General features: G+C 74.2%; 10 protein-coding genes. All 10 read right to left on the minus strand.

Annotated features, from left to right (window positions below):
* Nucleotide 1 precedes the first annotated feature (1 nt).
* Entirely contained in the window at nt 2-1,600 is a 1,599-nt protein-coding gene (locus tag VGD70_RS35790; RefSeq protein WP_331089414.1) for an acyl-CoA carboxylase subunit beta, read from the minus strand.
* A gap of 142 nt (nt 1,601-1,742) precedes the next feature.
* On the minus strand, nt 1,743-2,891 hold the full coding sequence (locus tag VGD70_RS35795) for an acyl-CoA dehydrogenase family protein (RefSeq protein ID WP_331089416.1): 1,149 nt from the start codon (nt 2,889-2,891) through the stop codon (nt 1,743-1,745).
* Nucleotides 2,888-4,564, minus strand: a complete 1,677-nt coding sequence (locus VGD70_RS35800; protein ID WP_331089418.1) for an acyclic terpene utilization AtuA family protein — start codon at nt 4,562-4,564, stop codon at nt 2,888-2,890. The genes VGD70_RS35795 and VGD70_RS35800 overlap by 4 nt, the downstream gene beginning before the upstream one ends.
* Entirely contained in the window at nt 4,561-5,361 is an 801-nt protein-coding gene (locus tag VGD70_RS35805) for a TIGR03084 family metal-binding protein (protein WP_331089420.1), read from the minus strand. Before VGD70_RS35805 ends, VGD70_RS35800 begins: the two co-directional genes overlap by 4 nt.
* 72 nt (nt 5,362-5,433) lie before the next feature.
* Entirely contained in the window at nt 5,434-6,753 is a 1,320-nt protein-coding gene (locus VGD70_RS35810; protein WP_414638138.1) for a glutamine synthetase, read from the minus strand.
* On the minus strand, nt 6,750-8,486 hold the full coding sequence (locus tag VGD70_RS35815; protein WP_331089424.1) for an IucA/IucC family protein: 1,737 nt from the start codon (nt 8,484-8,486) through the stop codon (nt 6,750-6,752). The genes VGD70_RS35810 and VGD70_RS35815 overlap by 4 nt, the downstream gene beginning before the upstream one ends.
* Nucleotides 8,483-9,760, minus strand: a complete 1,278-nt coding sequence (locus tag VGD70_RS35820) for a lysine N(6)-hydroxylase/L-ornithine N(5)-oxygenase family protein (RefSeq protein ID WP_331089426.1) — start codon at nt 9,758-9,760, stop codon at nt 8,483-8,485. Before VGD70_RS35820 ends, VGD70_RS35815 begins: the two co-directional genes overlap by 4 nt.
* Entirely contained in the window at nt 9,757-11,139 is a 1,383-nt protein-coding gene (locus VGD70_RS35825) for a pyridoxal phosphate-dependent decarboxylase family protein (RefSeq protein WP_331089427.1), read from the minus strand. The genes VGD70_RS35820 and VGD70_RS35825 overlap by 4 nt, the downstream gene beginning before the upstream one ends.
* A gap of 73 nt (nt 11,140-11,212) precedes the next feature.
* Nucleotides 11,213-12,163, minus strand: coding sequence for an LLM class F420-dependent oxidoreductase (locus tag VGD70_RS35830; RefSeq protein ID WP_331089429.1), 951 nt, complete (start codon nt 12,161-12,163; stop codon nt 11,213-11,215).
* Entirely contained in the window at nt 12,160-14,286 is a 2,127-nt protein-coding gene (locus VGD70_RS35835; RefSeq protein ID WP_331089431.1) for a S9 family peptidase, read from the minus strand. Before VGD70_RS35835 ends, VGD70_RS35830 begins: the two co-directional genes overlap by 4 nt.
* Between the last annotated feature and the right edge of the window lie 9 nt (nt 14,287-14,295).

The following is a 14,295-nucleotide window of genomic DNA, read 5'->3' on the forward strand; positions in this document are numbered from 1 at the left end:
GTCACATCCGGAAGACGCCGAAGCCGGCGGCGCCGCTGATCGGTCCGTTGTGGATGGTCGAGAGGCAGATGCCGAGCACGGTCCGGGTGTCCCTCGGGTCGATGATGCCGTCGTCGTAGAGCATGCCGGACAGGAACATCGGCAGCGACTCCGCCTCGATCTGGCTCTCCACCATGGTGCGCATGGCCGCGTCGTGCTCCTCGCTGTACTCCTGGCCGCGGCCCGCCGCCGCCTGTCTGGCCACAATGGACAGCACGCCGGCCAGCTGCTGCGGGCCCATCACCGCGGACTTGGCGCTGGGCCAGGCGAACAGGAACCGCGGGTCGTAGGCCCGGCCGCACATGCCGTAGTGCCCGGCGCCGTAGGAGGCGCCCATGAGGATCGAGATGTGCGGGACCTTCGAGTTCGACACCGCGTTGATCATCATGGCGCCGTGCTTGATGATGCCGCCCTGCTCGTACTCCCTGCCCACCATGTAGCCGGTGGTGTTGTGCAGGAACAGCAGCGGCGTGTCGACCTGGTTGGCCAGCTGGATGAACTGCGCGGCCTTCTGCGACTCCTCGCTGAACAGCACGCCCCGCGCGTTGGCCAGGATGCCGACCGGGTAGCCGTGGACCCGCGCCCAGCCGGTGACGAGGCTCGTGCCGTACAGCGGCTTGAACTCGTCGAAGTCCGACCCGTCGACCACCCGGGCGATGACCTCGCGCGGGTCGAACGGCACCTTGAGGTCGGCCGGCACGATGCCGAGCAGGTCCTCAGGGTCGTACTCGGGCTCGGCGTAGTCCGCGGCGGGCTCCGGTCCCTGCTTGCGCCAGTTGAGCCGGGCCACGATCCGCCGGCCGATGCGGATCGCGTCCTCCTCGTCGACGGCGAGGTAGTCGGCGAGGCCGGAGGTGCGGGCGTGCATCTCCGCGCCACCGAGCGACTCGTCGTCGGACTCCTCGCCGGTGGCCATCTTCACCAGCGGCGGGCCGCCGAGGAAGACCTTGGCGCGCTCCTTGACCATCACCACGTGGTCCGACATGCCCGGCAGGTACGCGCCACCCGCGGTGGAGTTGCCGAACACCAGCGCGACGGTCGGCGTCCCCGCGGCCGAGGCTCGGGTGAGGTCGCGGAAGATCCGGCCACCCGGGATGAAGATCTCCTTCTGGGTCGGCAGGTCCGCGCCGCCGGACTCGACGAGGTTGATCGTCGGGAGCCGGTTCTGCGCGGCGATGTCCGCGGCCCGGTAGGACTTCTTGGCCGTCCACGGGTTGCTCGCGCCGCCCTTGACCGTGGGGTCGCTGCCGCAGACCAGGCACTCGACGCCCTCGACCACGCCGATCCCGGTGACCACGCTGGCGCCGACCTTGTAGTCGCTGCCCCACGCGGCGAGCGGGGAGAGCTCCAGGAACGGCGAGTCGGGGTCGAGCAGCAGCTCGATCCGCTCGCGCACCAGCAGCTTGCCGCGCTTGCGGTGCCGCTCGACGTACTTGTCCCCGCCGCCCGCGACCGCCTTGGCGTGCTCGGCCGCCAGCTCGGCCAGCTTGGCGAGCATCGCCTCGCGGTTGGCCGCGTGCTCGGCGGCCCTGGTGTCCACAGTAGAACGAAGGTGGGTCATGAGACTCCTCGCGTCAACGCGGACCGCGCCCTGCCCAACCGCACCTCAGGGGAACGTGACGCAACCCAGCCACAAGTACGAGACCAACGAGACGGTCCAACAGAACGCGACCAACCGTCGGAAACGCGGGGAGGCGGAACGGTCATGAGGTGTACCCCAGTACCTTCGCGGCCAGGCCGGTGAGGATCTCGGTGGTGCCGCCGCCGATGCCGAGGATCCGGACGTCCCGGTAGTGGCGCTCCACCTCGGACTCGCGCATATAGCCGAGCCCCCCGTGCAGCTGGACCGCCTCGTTGACGACCCACTCGCCGGCCTCGACCGCGGTGTTCTTGGCGAAGCACGCCTCGGCGACCGTGGGCTCGCCCTCGGCATATCGCATGGCGACACCGCGGGTGTAGGCGCGGGCCACGTCGACCCGGCGGGCCATCTCGGTGAGCTTGTGCTGCACGACCTGGCGGGAGATCAGCGGCCGGCCGAACGTCTCGCGCAGCCGGCACCACTCGACGGTGAGGTCGAGCGCGCGTTGCGCGGTGGCGTAGGCCTGCACGGCGAGCGCGAGCCGCTCGGTGACGAAGTGGGTGGCCACCTGGGCGAACCCGCTGCCCTCCTGGCCGACGAGGTTCACCGCGGGGACTCGGACGTCCACATAGGACAGATCGGCGGTGTCCGAGCAGAGCCAGCCCATCTTGTCGAGTTTGCGGGTGACCGTGAAGCCCGGCGTGCCGCGCTCGACCACCAGCAGCGACAGGCCGTGCGCGCCCGCGTCGCCGGTGCGGACGACCGTGGTCACGAAGTCGGCGCGGCAGCCGGAGGTGATGAAGGTCTTGGCGCCGTTGACGACGTAGTGGTCGCCGTCCCGCTTGGCACTGGTGCGCACGTTGGCGACGTCGGAGCCGCCGTCGGGCTCGGTGACCGCGAGCGAGCCGATCTTCTCGCCGGCCAGCGTCGGCCGGACCCAGCGGTCGATCTGTGCCGCGGCACCCGCGTGCGCGATGTGCGGCAACGCGATGCCGGAGGTGAACAGGCCCGCCACCACGCCGCCGGACCCGCCCGCGTAGTGGACCTCCTCGGTGACGGTCATGGCGTCGATGACGTCGCCGCCCCCGCCGCCCACCGCCTCGGGGAACGCGACGCCGAGCAGGCCGAGCGCGCCGGCCTTGCGGTGCAGGTCGCGCGGCAGGTCGCCGTCGCGCTCCCACTCGTCGAGGTGTGGGAGAACCTCCTTCTCGACGAACCGCCTGGTCGTCTCCCGCAGCGCGACCCGCTCGGGTGTCCTGAATGGATCGCTCACAGGAAGACCTCCGGGATGTCGGCGTGCCGGGAGCGCAGCCACTCGCCGAGCGACTTGGCCTGCGGGTCGAACCGGGTGGACGCGGCCACGCCCTGGCCGAGCAGGCCGTGCAGCACGAAGTTGACCGCGTTGAGGTTGGGCAGCGGGTGCCGCTCGATGTCGAGGTCCTTGACCTCCGGCAGCAGCTCGCGGAGCCGGTCGGTGGTCAGCTCGTGCGCGAGCCACGGGTAGGCGGCCGGGTCGCGGACCCACACGCCGAGGTTGGCGTCGCCGCCCTTGTCGCCCGAGCGCGCGCCGACGACCGTGCCGAGCGGCACCCGGCGGGTCGGTCCGCCGTGGTACTCCGGGCCGGGCGGCGGCTCGCCCGTGCCCATGCCGGTGCCGGTGCCTGTGCCGAACACGGTCGGCGGGGCGATCGGGCGGCGCTCGCCGCCGGGCAGCACGGCGACCTGCTCGACCGCCTGCTGGGGCACGTACTCCGGCCGGTACACGCCGACCGGGGTGCCGTCGGCGGGTGGCGAGGTGAGCGTGCAGCCGGGGTAGGAGGCCAGCGCCAGCTCGACCGACGCGCGGGAGAACGCCTTGGCGCGCTTGGGGTCCGGGGTCTTGATGGTGACGTGCAGGAGTGCGCTCGCCGCCTCCTCGGTGTCCGCGTCGTCGTGGTCGGTGCGGGCGAGTGTCCAGTGCAGGCCCTCGTCGCCGACCGCGGCGGTGAGCTGGCGGCGGGCCAGCGCGGCCTTGTCCTCGATGTCGAGTCCACACAGGACGAACGTCATGCTGTTGCGGAACCCGTCGAGGGTGTTGACGCAGACCTTGACGGTCTCCGGCGGGGCCTCGCCCTTCGTGCCGGTGATCGCGACCCGGTCCGGTCCCCGCTGGGCCAGGGTGATCGTGTCGAAGCGGCTGGTGACGTCCGGGCCGAGGTAGCGCGGGCCGCCGATCTCGTACAGCAGCTGGGCCTTGACGGTGTCGACGGTGACCACGCCGCCGGTGCCGGGGTGCTTGGTGACGACCGCGTCGCCGCGTGCGTCGATCTCGGCGATCGGGAAGCCGGGGTGGGTGAGGTCCGGGACCTCGGTGAAGAACGCGAAGTTGCCGCCGGTGGCCTGCGTGCCGCACTCGATGACGTGCCCGGCGACGGTGGCGCCGGCGAGCTGGTCGAGGTCCGTCCTGTCCCAGCCGAAGTGCGCGGCGGCCGGCCCGGCCACGAGCGAGGCGTCAGTGACCCGGCCGGTGACCACGACGTCGGCACCGGCATTGAGGCACTCGACGATGCCCCAGCAGCCGAGGTAGGCGTTGGCGGTGAGCGCGCCGGGGAAGCCGTGCCCCAGCAGGTCGTCACCCTCCACATGGGACACCTTGACGTCGACGCCGGTCCTGGTGGCCAGCTCCCGGATCGCCTGCGCGAGGCCGGCCGGGTTGAGCCCGCCCGCGTTGGTGACGATCTTGACGCCGTTGTCCACGGCCAGCCCGAGGCCCTCCTCGAGCTGGCTGAGGAAAGTGCGCGCGTAGCCGCGGTCCGGGGCCTTCAGCCGGTCCCGGCCGAGGATGAGCATCGTCAGCTCGGCGAGGTAGTCCCCGGTGAGGACGTCGAGCCGGCCCCCGGTGAGCATCTCCTTCACCGCGGCGAACCTGTCGCCGTAGAACCCCGACGCGTTGCCGATGCGGATCATGAGCGGGGCGCCCGTCCGTCGCCGGGGCCGCCCGCGAACGCTTGCGCGATGTCGAGCCAGCTGTCGGCGTCCGGGCCGGTGGCGGTGAGGGCGGTGTCGGCGCGGTGGACGCGCTGGGTCACCAGGAGGCAGAAGTCGAGGGCCGGCCCGGTGACCCGCTGCCGCGCCTCGGCCGGACCCCACGTCCACACCTCGCCGGCCGGGCCGGTCAGCTCGACGCGGAACTCCTCGGTGGGCGGGACGCGGTGCCGGACGACGTAGGCGAAGTCGCGGGTCCGCACCCCGAGGTGCGCGACGTGCCGCAGCCGCCCGGTGGGCTCCCGGCGCACGCCGAGCGCGTCGGCGATGTCGTAGCCGTGCGCCCAGGTCTCCATCATCCGGGCGGTGGCCATCGACCCGGCCGACATCGGCGGGCCGTACCAGGGAAGCTTGGTGCCGTCGGGCACGCCTTGCAGCGCGTCCACCAGGTCCTCCCGGCCGCGCCGCCAGGTCGCCAGCAGCTCGGCGGGTGGTTCCTCGGCCCCTTGCCCGGCGGCCTCGTCGACGAACGTGCCGAGCTGGTCCAGCGGCGCGGTGGCCGCGGCCTCGGCGAGCTCTGCCTGGAACGCGTCGCCGTCGGTGGCCGCGAGCAACGCCCGCTGGTCGGTCCACGCGAGGTGCGCCACCTGATGCGCGACGGTCCACCCGGGCGCGGGTGTCTGCGTCGCCCACGCCTCGTCGGGAAGCCCGCTGACCAGGGCGTCTATCTCGGCACTCTCGTCCAGGAGGTCAGCGACCAGCTGTTGAAGCTCAACCACGGGTCCACGATGGCACGGCGCCGGCCGCCATTTCAAGCATGCGTGCTTGTTTTTTTCTGTGACCCTCGAGGGTCACGCTCTCCTGTCTCCGCGACGCCGCTGCCAGTCGGTGACCGTCTCCAGGCCGCTGGTCAGCTCCTCGTCGAGCAGGGCGACCCGCGCGTCGACCAGCCCGTCGCCGAGGAGCTTGCGGGCCAAGGCCGACTCGTCCAGGGCGCGGCGCGCCGCCCACGGGGTGTCGTGCAGGCGCCCGGGCCGCGGCGACCGCAGGCCGGACTCGATGCCCCACCGGCCCGCGGCCAGCAGGGCGGCCACCACGAGGTGCGGCTGCGCGTCGGCGCCGGCGAAGCGGGCCTCGATGCGCAGGGAGTCGCCCGCGCCGGCGATGCGGACCGCCGCCGTGCGGTCGTCGGTTCCCGCCCGCAGGTCCGTCGGGGCGAAGGGGGCGGTGCGCAGCCTGACGTAGGAGTTCCAGGTGGGCGCCCAGATCGCGGTCAGGTCCGGGGCCGCGGTCAGCACCCCGGCGACGAACTGGTCGAGGAGGGCGGGAAACCGCGGCTGGCCGTCCACATCGGACAGCGACAGGTGCACGTGACACGAGCTGCCCGCTCCCGCCCGCTCGGCGGCGAGGTAGCCGGCCCGCACGCCCCGCGCGGCGGCGGCCCGCCGGACCACGAGCTGCTGCAGCATCGCGTCGTCGCAGGCGGCGAGGGCGTCGCGGTGGCGCAGGACGCTCTCGTACTGCCCGGGGTGGCACTCGCCGCGCCGGGACTCCACCCCGAGCCCCAGAGCGTCCACATCGGACCGGACGGCGGCGAGCAGCGGGCGGAGCGGGTCCAGCCCACCCGCCGCGTAGTCCAGGCCGTCCGGCACGAGCGGTGTGCCGTCGGCACCGGTGAACGTGACCTCGTGCTCCAGCCCCACCGACGGCACCAGCCCCGCCGCCTCCAGCGCACGCAGCTGGTCCCCCAGCCCGGTCCGCGGCGCGATCGGCACCGGCCGGCCGTCCGGCCACTCGACGCCGCACACCACGAGCCACGTGCCCGGCTCACCCGGCAGCGGCGCGAGCGTCGCGAGGTCCGGCCGCAGCCGCAGGTCGCCGTAGGTGTCGGTGTACGGCTCGAACACGGGCGCCGCGACCGCCGCGCGCTCCGGCGTCCACGCGAACACGTAGCTGCACACGCCGTAACCACGCTCCAGCACGGTGTCGACGAAGAACCGGGCGCCAACCTCGACCGCGGCGAACCGGGCATGCGGGTCGGGCACGAGCAGCACCACCGCGGCCACCGCCCCGGCGTCCACTTCGGACCGGAGCGCGGCCTCGAGCGACGCGGCCGCCGCGGCCCGGGCCGCAAGCGTTCGCGGGCCGCCGGGACGGTGGTGCGTGATCACCACGCGCCGTCCGCGGCGGGACCGGCGAGCGGGTTGCGCGCCCGGCCGAAGCGCACGTCGAACTCGTCGTCCCGGTCGACCTTGTCGAAGCCCTGGCCGGCCAGGTGCTCGCGGTTCAGCGTCACCCGCTCCACGTCGGGCGCGAACAGCTGGCAGGCGTCGAACCGGCGCGCGGTGTCCGGGTGCTCGTCGCGGTAGCGGCCGACGATCTCCCGGACCCGCGCCCACAGCCGGGCCCGCGGGTGGCCGAGGTCGTCGAGCAGGACCTCCGCCCAGAACCGGAGCTGGCCCGCGAACACCGAGCTGAACAGCGACTGGGCGAGCAGGTGCGGCGCCCAGCGCAGCATGTCCGCGTTGGCCTCGGCGGCGAGCAGCGCGTACTCCGGCAGCTCCTCGTCGAGCAGGTCGACGCCCTGCGCGAAGTCCTTGATCGCGGCCCGCACCGGCAGGCCGTGCTCGTCCACGATGAGGATCAGGTTCTGGCCGTGCGGGCAGAACCCGACGCCGTAGCGCAGCAGCCAGTGCAGCAGCGGGGTCAGCACGAGGTCGAGCAGCCGGTCGAGCCACGCGTCGGCGTCCACCCCGGAGGAACGGATGAGCCGGGCGAGCACCGACTCGCCGTCCGGCCCGCGGTAGGGCAGCGCGGCGAACGACAGCGCCCGCTCGCCCGGCCCGAGACGGGCCCGGATCGGCTCGCGCCACAGCGCGCCGAGCGTCTCGTGGAACCGGTAGGGCAGCTCGGCCAGGTTGCCCAGCAGCGGGTGCCGCACGGACACGCTGGCGACCTCGCCGAGCAGCTCGAACCGGTACTTCTCGGTCAACAACGGGTCAGCGGCGCCGATGTCGCGCAGCCACGTGGTGACCGCGGGCGCGGCCAGCGTGGCGGCGGCCGCGAGTCCTCTGTAGACGAGCGTGTTGCGCACGGACACCGCGGTCTTGACGTCGCGGCGGGTGGGGTGGCTGGCGTTGGCGAGCGTGCGGACGGTCTGGTGCGGCCGGTAGCGGTCGGCGCTTTCGCCGAGCGGCACGACGACCCCTTCGGCCAGCTCGGCTGCGTACAGGGTGCCGATGATCTCGTCGGCCTGCCACGGGTGCACCGGCACGAGCACGAACTCCTCGGGCGCGGGCAGCTTCTCGCGGAGAACGGGCAGCCGGTCGCCGAGCTCCTCGGTGAGCAGCCGCTCCTCGCTGAGCTCGGCGACGCAGCGGAACGACGCGTGGTCGCGGTGCACGCCGAACCAGCGCAGCGGGAACTCCGGCCCGGCCTCGGGGGCGTAGCGCTCGCGGTCGGGCGCGGAGAAGCCGACCCGGCCCTTGTTGAGCACCAGCCGAGGGTGACCGGTGAGGTGCCCGTCGGCGCGATCGTAGTCCATTGTGGACAGCTGGGCCGCGGTGGGCGCGCGGCCGAGCCGGGTGGCCTCGTTGGCGACGGTGGCGGTCAGCTCGGAGAGCACGTCGGCGAGCCGCAACCCGGTGAGCCCCAACCGTTCCCGCGCGTCGACGACCAGCGTGCGCGGGTCGGTGGCCGGCTCGCCGTCGCGGGTGGCGCTGCCCGGCTCGACGTGCCAGGACTCGAACGCGCCGCGCCGGGCCCGGAACCGGTACTCGACCCCGCCGGGCAGCGACAGCACCCAGCCGTCGCCGTCCGCCGCGGGCTCGAGCAGCCCCTCGTAGCTCAGCTCGCCGAGCATCTTGTGCACGACCAGCGACCCGGCCGCCCCCCAGGTGTTCATGTCCCCTCCAGGCCGAACGTGGTGAACGCGGTCCGGTCCGGCAGCGGGTAGACCGGCCGGCCGCACACCGCGTTGAGGATGCGGGCGGAGCGCCACGCGGCGAGGCCGAGGTCCGGCGCGCCGACGCCGTGCGTGTGCCGCTCGGCGTTCTGCACGAACAGCGACCCCCCGGCGTCCAGGTGGACCCGGTAGTCGGCGTCGACCACGAGCCGGCCGGCGGCGTCGCGCTCGACCCGGTCGGCGAGCGGGCCGATGAGCTCGCCGAGGTCGCGCTCGCGGTAGCCGGTGGCGCACACGACCGCGTCGGTGGTGACGGTGGCCTTGCGGTCCTGCTGGACGTGCCGCAGCTCCAGCTCCACCCGGCCGGCCCGCTCGGCGGCGGCGGTGACCTCGACGCCGGGCGCGAGCGAGACGTCCGGCCAGCCGCCGCCGACCGTGCGCTCGTAGAGCTCGTCGTAGATGTCGGCGATCGTGTCCGCGCTGATCGCCTTGTAGAGCTGCCACTGCGCGGGCACGAGCCGGTCCCGGGTGTGCTCGTCGAGGCCGTGGAAGAAGCGCACGTAGTCCGGGGTGAACTGCTCGAGCCCGAGCTTGGAATACTCCATCGGCGCGAACGCCTGGGTGCGGGTGAGCCAGCGCAGCGTGCCGCGGCCGGGTGGGCGGGCCCGCAGGAGGTCGAGGAACACCTCGGCGCCGGACTGCCCGGATCCGACGACCGTGACGTCCGCCGCCTCGACGAGCCGGCGCCGGGCGGGCAGGTAGTCGGCCGAGTGCAGGATCCGCTCGCCCGCCAGGTGCTCCAGCGGGTCGGGCAGGACGGGCTCGGTGCCCACGCCGAGCACGACGTTGCGTGCCTCGACCGTGCCGCCCGGCTCGACGTCGAGCTCGAACGCGCTGCCCGACCAGCGGACGGCCCGCACGTGCCGGCCGAACCGGGTGCTCGTGAGCTTGCCGACGGCCCAGCCGCAGTAGTCCTCGTACTCCGCGCGCGGGATGTGGAACCGCTCGGCGAAGTAGAAGGGGAACAGCCGGCCGCGGTCGCGCAGGTAGCTGAGGAACGACAGCGGGTGCGCGGGCTCGACGAGCGAGACCAGGTCGGCGAGGAAGGGCACCTGCAGCGCGGCGCCGTCGATCATGAGGCCGGGGTGCCAGTGGAACTCGGGCTCGCGCTCGAAGAACGCCGTGCGCAGGCCCTCGACCGGCTCGGCGAGCGCGGCGAGGGACAGGTTGAACGGGCCGATGCCGACCCCCGCGATGTCCAGCGGGCCGGTCATGGCGCGAGGGTCCGCGCGGTCGCGTCGACGAGGTCGAGCAGGCCGCGGTAGTCCACGAGGGTGGCGCGCGGGTTCAGCAGGGTGAGCTTGAGCCACACCCGGCCGTCGACCGTGGCGCGGCCGAGCACGGCGGTGCCGTCGTCGAGGAGGCGCCGCCGCACGGCCGCGACGTCGGCGTCGGCGTCGGCGTCGTGGCTGACCGGTCGGACCAGGACGGTGGACAGGGTCGGCTCGCCCCACAGCTCCAGGCCCGGGTGCCGCTCGACCTCGCGCGCGACCTGCCCGGCGAGGGTGCAGCAGTGCTCGACGAGCCCGGCGATCCCCTGCCGGCCCAGCGCGCGGAGGGTGACGGCGATCTTGAGGCAGTCCGGCCGGCGGGAGGTGCGGATGGAGCGGCCGAGGAGGTCGGGGATGCCGGCCTCGGTGTCGTCGCCGGCGTTGAGGTAGTCGGCGCGGACGTGGAGCGCGGTGCAGGGTGCGCGGGTGGCGAGGATGCCGGCGGCGATGGGCTGCCAGCCGAACTTGTGCAGGTCCAGCGCCACCGAGTCGGCGTGCTCGAGGCCGGCGAGCCGCGGCGCGAGCCGGTCGCTGAACAGGGCGGCGCCCCCGTAGGCGGCGTCCACGTGCAGCCACGCGCCGGCCTGCCGCGCCGCCACGCCGACCTCGGCGAGCGGGTCGATTGCCCCCGTGTCCGTCGTTCCGGCGGTGGCGACGACGACCTCGTCGGCTGCCAGGTCGAGCCCGTCGGCCCGCAGCCGGCCGGCGTCGGTGTCGACCAGCCGCGGGGCGGGCAGCCCGAGGAGCCAGGCCGCGCGGGCGACGCTGTGGTGGGCGTTGCCCCCGCAGACGAGCCGGGTGCGCCCGTGCTCGCGCGCGAGCAGCAGCCCGAGGAGGTTGGACTCCGTGCCACCGCTGGTGATCACCGCGTCGGGCCGCTCCTGCGCGGGGAAGCACAGCCGGGCCAGCGTGGCGGTGAGCTCCCGCTCCAGCTCGCTCGCGACGGGTGCCTGGTCCCAGGAGTCCATCGAGGGGTTGAGCACGCTGCCCACGAGGTCCGCCGCGGCCGCGACGGCGAGCGTGGGCCCGTGCAGGTGGGCGGCACACCACGGGTGCGCGGGGTCGACCGACCCGGCGGTGAGGAGCCGGGTGAGCTCGTCGAGCGCGACCGCCTCCCCGACGCCCTGGGGTGGCAGCAGGTCGAGCCCGTCCAGGGCGGCGGCCACCGCGGCCGGGCCGCCGGCCGGGATCGGACCGGTACGTGTCGCGGCCGTCTCGGACATCGCGTCCAGGGCGACCGTCACCAGGGCACGCACCCGGTCCGCGCCCGCGGTGCCGGCGGACAGCCGCGGCTCGTCGGAGGCGTCTGGCGAAGCCCGCAATCTGACCCCATTCTTAGGTGAACCTAACCTGAGGGCCACAATACGGCCGCCGCCCGCCGGCGCACTATCGGGTTCAGGCCGGGGCCAGCGACCGGACCAGCTGCTGCGGGTCCGCGCCGGTGGGCAGGACCGAGATGACCGGGGTGTCCAAACCGGACTCGACGTACTCGGCCACCCGCTCCCGGCAGTGCTCGACGGGGCCGTGCACGATCAGGTCGTCCACCACCGCGTCCGGGATGGCCGCGTTCGCCGCCGCGCGCTCGCCCGCCGCCCACGCCTCGTGCATCGGCGCCAGCGCGTCGCCGCGGCCCAGCCACTCGTGGAACGCCGCGTACACCGGCACCGTGAGGTAGCTGCTGATCAGCATGCGGCCCAGGCCCCGCGCGGCGTCGGCGTCCTCGGTGGGGCACACGAAGATCCGGGCCACGAGCTCGCCGTCGGCGCCCAGCTCGCCGCGGACCTTCGGGACGTCCGACGGTGCCAGCCAGTTCGTGATCGCCCCGTCCGCCTCGCGCGCGGCCAGCCGCAGCATCCCCGGACGCAGCGCCGCCAGCACGATCGGCGGCGGCGGGGTCGGCGGGCGCTCCAGCCGGAACTTCGAGACCGCGAACGTCTCGTACTCCTCGGTGATCTTGTCCCCGACCAGCGCCGCCCGCAGGAACCGCACCGTGTCCCGGGCCCGCGCGTAGGGCGCGTCGAACGGCACGGCGTTCCACCCGGTGACGATCGTCGGCGTCGACGTGCCCACGCCCAGCACGAACCGGCCGGGCGCGAGCTCGGCGATGGTCGCCGCCTGCATCGCCAGCAGGCCAGGCCCGCGCGTGTAGACGGGTGCGATCGCGGTGCCGAGCCGGAGCCCGGGCGCCCACTCGGCGGCCAGCGCCAGCGGGGTGAACGCGTCCGTGCCGGCGGTCTCGGCCGACCACACGTCGGTGTAGCCCAGGTCGGGCAGCTCGCGGACGAGCTCGCGGTGCGCGGTGAGCGGCACCCCGGTCAGCGGCAGCGTGATTCCCCAGCGGTTCACTGCGCCACCTCCGCGTCCAGGCCCAGCGCGGAGCGCAGCCACCGCACCTGCATCAGCATGAAGTTCTCCGCCACCTCGTCGTCCTGCGGGGTCATGTGCGTGACGCCGGGCAGCGGCAGCAGCGCGTGCGGGCGGCCGGCGGCCACCAGTGCGGCGGACAGCCGCACCGAGTGCGCCACCACCACGTTGTCGTCGGCGAGCCCGTGGATGACCAGCAGCGGCCGCTCGAGCTTCGGTGCGTCGTCGATCAGCGAGTTGCGGTCGTAGACCTCCGGTTTCTCCTCGGGATGGCCGAGATACCGCTCGGTGTAGTGCGTGTCGTAGAGCCGCCAGTCGGTGACCGGCGCGCCCGCGATCGCCGCGTGGAACACGTCCGGCCGGCGCAGCACCGCCAGCGCGGACAGGTAGCCGCCGTAGGACCAGCCGCGGATGGCCACAGTGGACAGGTCGAGCTCGGGGAACGCCTCGGCGGCCGCCGCCAGCGCGTCGACCTGGTCGGTGAGCGTGACGCCGGCGAAGTCGAACGCCACCTGCCGGTCCCAGGCCGGCCCGCGCCCGGGTGTGCCGCGGCCGTCCGCGATGAGCACGGCGAAGCCCTGGTCGGCGAGCCACTGCGGGCCGAGGTAGGCGTTGCGGCTGGCCATGACCCGCTGCGCGTGCGGCCCGCCGTACGGGTCGAGCAGCACCGGCAGCGGCCCGCCGCCCGGCTCGTACCCGGTGGGGAGCACCAGCGCGGCCCGCAGCGCGCGCTCGCCGAGGGTGAGCAGCCGCAGGTTCGGCGTGATGCCCGGATCGACCGCGTGCGAGGCGATCCCGGCGATCCGCTCGTCCCCGCGCAGCACGTCGATCACCGGGCCGGACCGCTCCAGCGACCACGAGGTCAGCACGGTCACGTCGCCGCCCCGCGTCGCGCCGTGCACGCCGTCCGAAGTGGACATTCGGGTGACGCCCGCGTCGTCGACCCGGTGGACGTGCACCTGCGTGGGGTCGGACTCGGTGGCGGAGAAGAGGATGTCCGCGCCGACGTCGAGGACCGCGCGCACCTGCGTCGACGGCGGGGTGACCTCCTTGTCGTCGACGAGGAGCCGGTAGCCGCCCTGGCTCACCGCGACCCGCACGAGCCGGCCGTCGGGCGTCCAGGCCGGCACGCCGGGGGTGATCTCGACCCAGTGCTCGTCGGTGTCGGTGGCGAGCAGCTCGGTGGCGCCGGTGTCCGGGTCGACCGCGCGGGTCTCCATGCGCCGCTGGTCGCGGGTCTGCAGGGCGATCAGCGGCGGGCCGCCGGCGCTCCAGTGCGCGGTGACCAGGTAGGGCAGCTCGCCACCGGGCCAGTCGACGTCCACCCGGGAGCTCCGGTCCCGGTCCAGGCTCAGGACCGCGAGCCGGACCTCGACGTTGTCCGTGCCGGCGGCCGGGTAGGACACGACGTTGGGCGCCACCTCGGGGTTGGCCGGGTCGGCGATGTGCCAGCGGCGCACCGGGCTCTTGTCGGTGAACGCGACGAGCAGCCGGGTGCCGTCGGGGGACCACCAGTACCCGCGCGAGCGGCCCATCTCCTCGGCCGCGATGAACTCGGCCACGCCGCACGCCTGGTCCGGCCCCTCCGGCTCGGCGAGCGCCCGGTCGCCGGTGCCGTCGACGCCGACCACGCGCAGCGCGCCGCCCGAGACGTAGGCGACGTGCCGGCCGGTGGGGTCGGGCCGCGGGTCGATGACGCCGGGCGCGGTGTCGAGCTCCCGGGTCTCGCCGGTGACCGCGTCCGCCACGAAGAGCTTGCCGGACAACGCGAACGCGGCGATCCGCACGTCGGCGTCGGTGGCGTTGCCGACGACGCCGCCGGCCTGCTCGCGGCTGCGCTCGCGGCGGGCCCGCTCCTCCGGCGGCAGGTCCTCGGTGTAGCCGGAGCCGCCCCCGCCGAGGAGCACGTCCGGGTCGGCGAGCCGGCTCTCGGTGCCCGTGGCGAGGTCGAGCCGCCACAGGATGTGCTGGCGGTCCGCGCCGGACGCCGAGCGCAGGAACAGGACGCGTGAGCCGTCCGGCGACACCTGGAACCCGCGCGGCGTCCCGAGGGTGAACCGCTGGGTCCTGGCCTGGAGGCGGAGGAATGAGCTCTCGTTGGTCACCCCCAGACC

The organism is Actinophytocola sp. (assembly GCF_036402745.1).
In the GTDB taxonomy this organism is placed as follows: Bacteria; Actinomycetota; Actinomycetes; order Mycobacteriales; family Pseudonocardiaceae; genus Actinophytocola.

Bases quoted from the DNA above. Each gene is read 5' to 3' on its own strand.
- VGD70_RS35790 (WP_331089414.1), bottom strand. From the start codon at position 1,600: ATGACCCACCTTCGTTCTACTGTGGACACCAGGGCCGCCGAGCACGCG.
- VGD70_RS35815 (WP_331089424.1), bottom strand. From the start codon at position 8,486: ATGAACACCTGGGGGGCGGCCGGGTCGCTGGTCGTGCACAAGATGCTC.
- VGD70_RS35800 (WP_331089418.1), bottom strand. From the start codon at position 4,564: ATGATCCGCATCGGCAACGCGTCGGGGTTCTACGGCGACAGGTTCGCC.
- VGD70_RS35820 (WP_331089426.1), bottom strand. From the start codon at position 9,760: ATGACCGGCCCGCTGGACATCGCGGGGGTCGGCATCGGCCCGTTCAAC.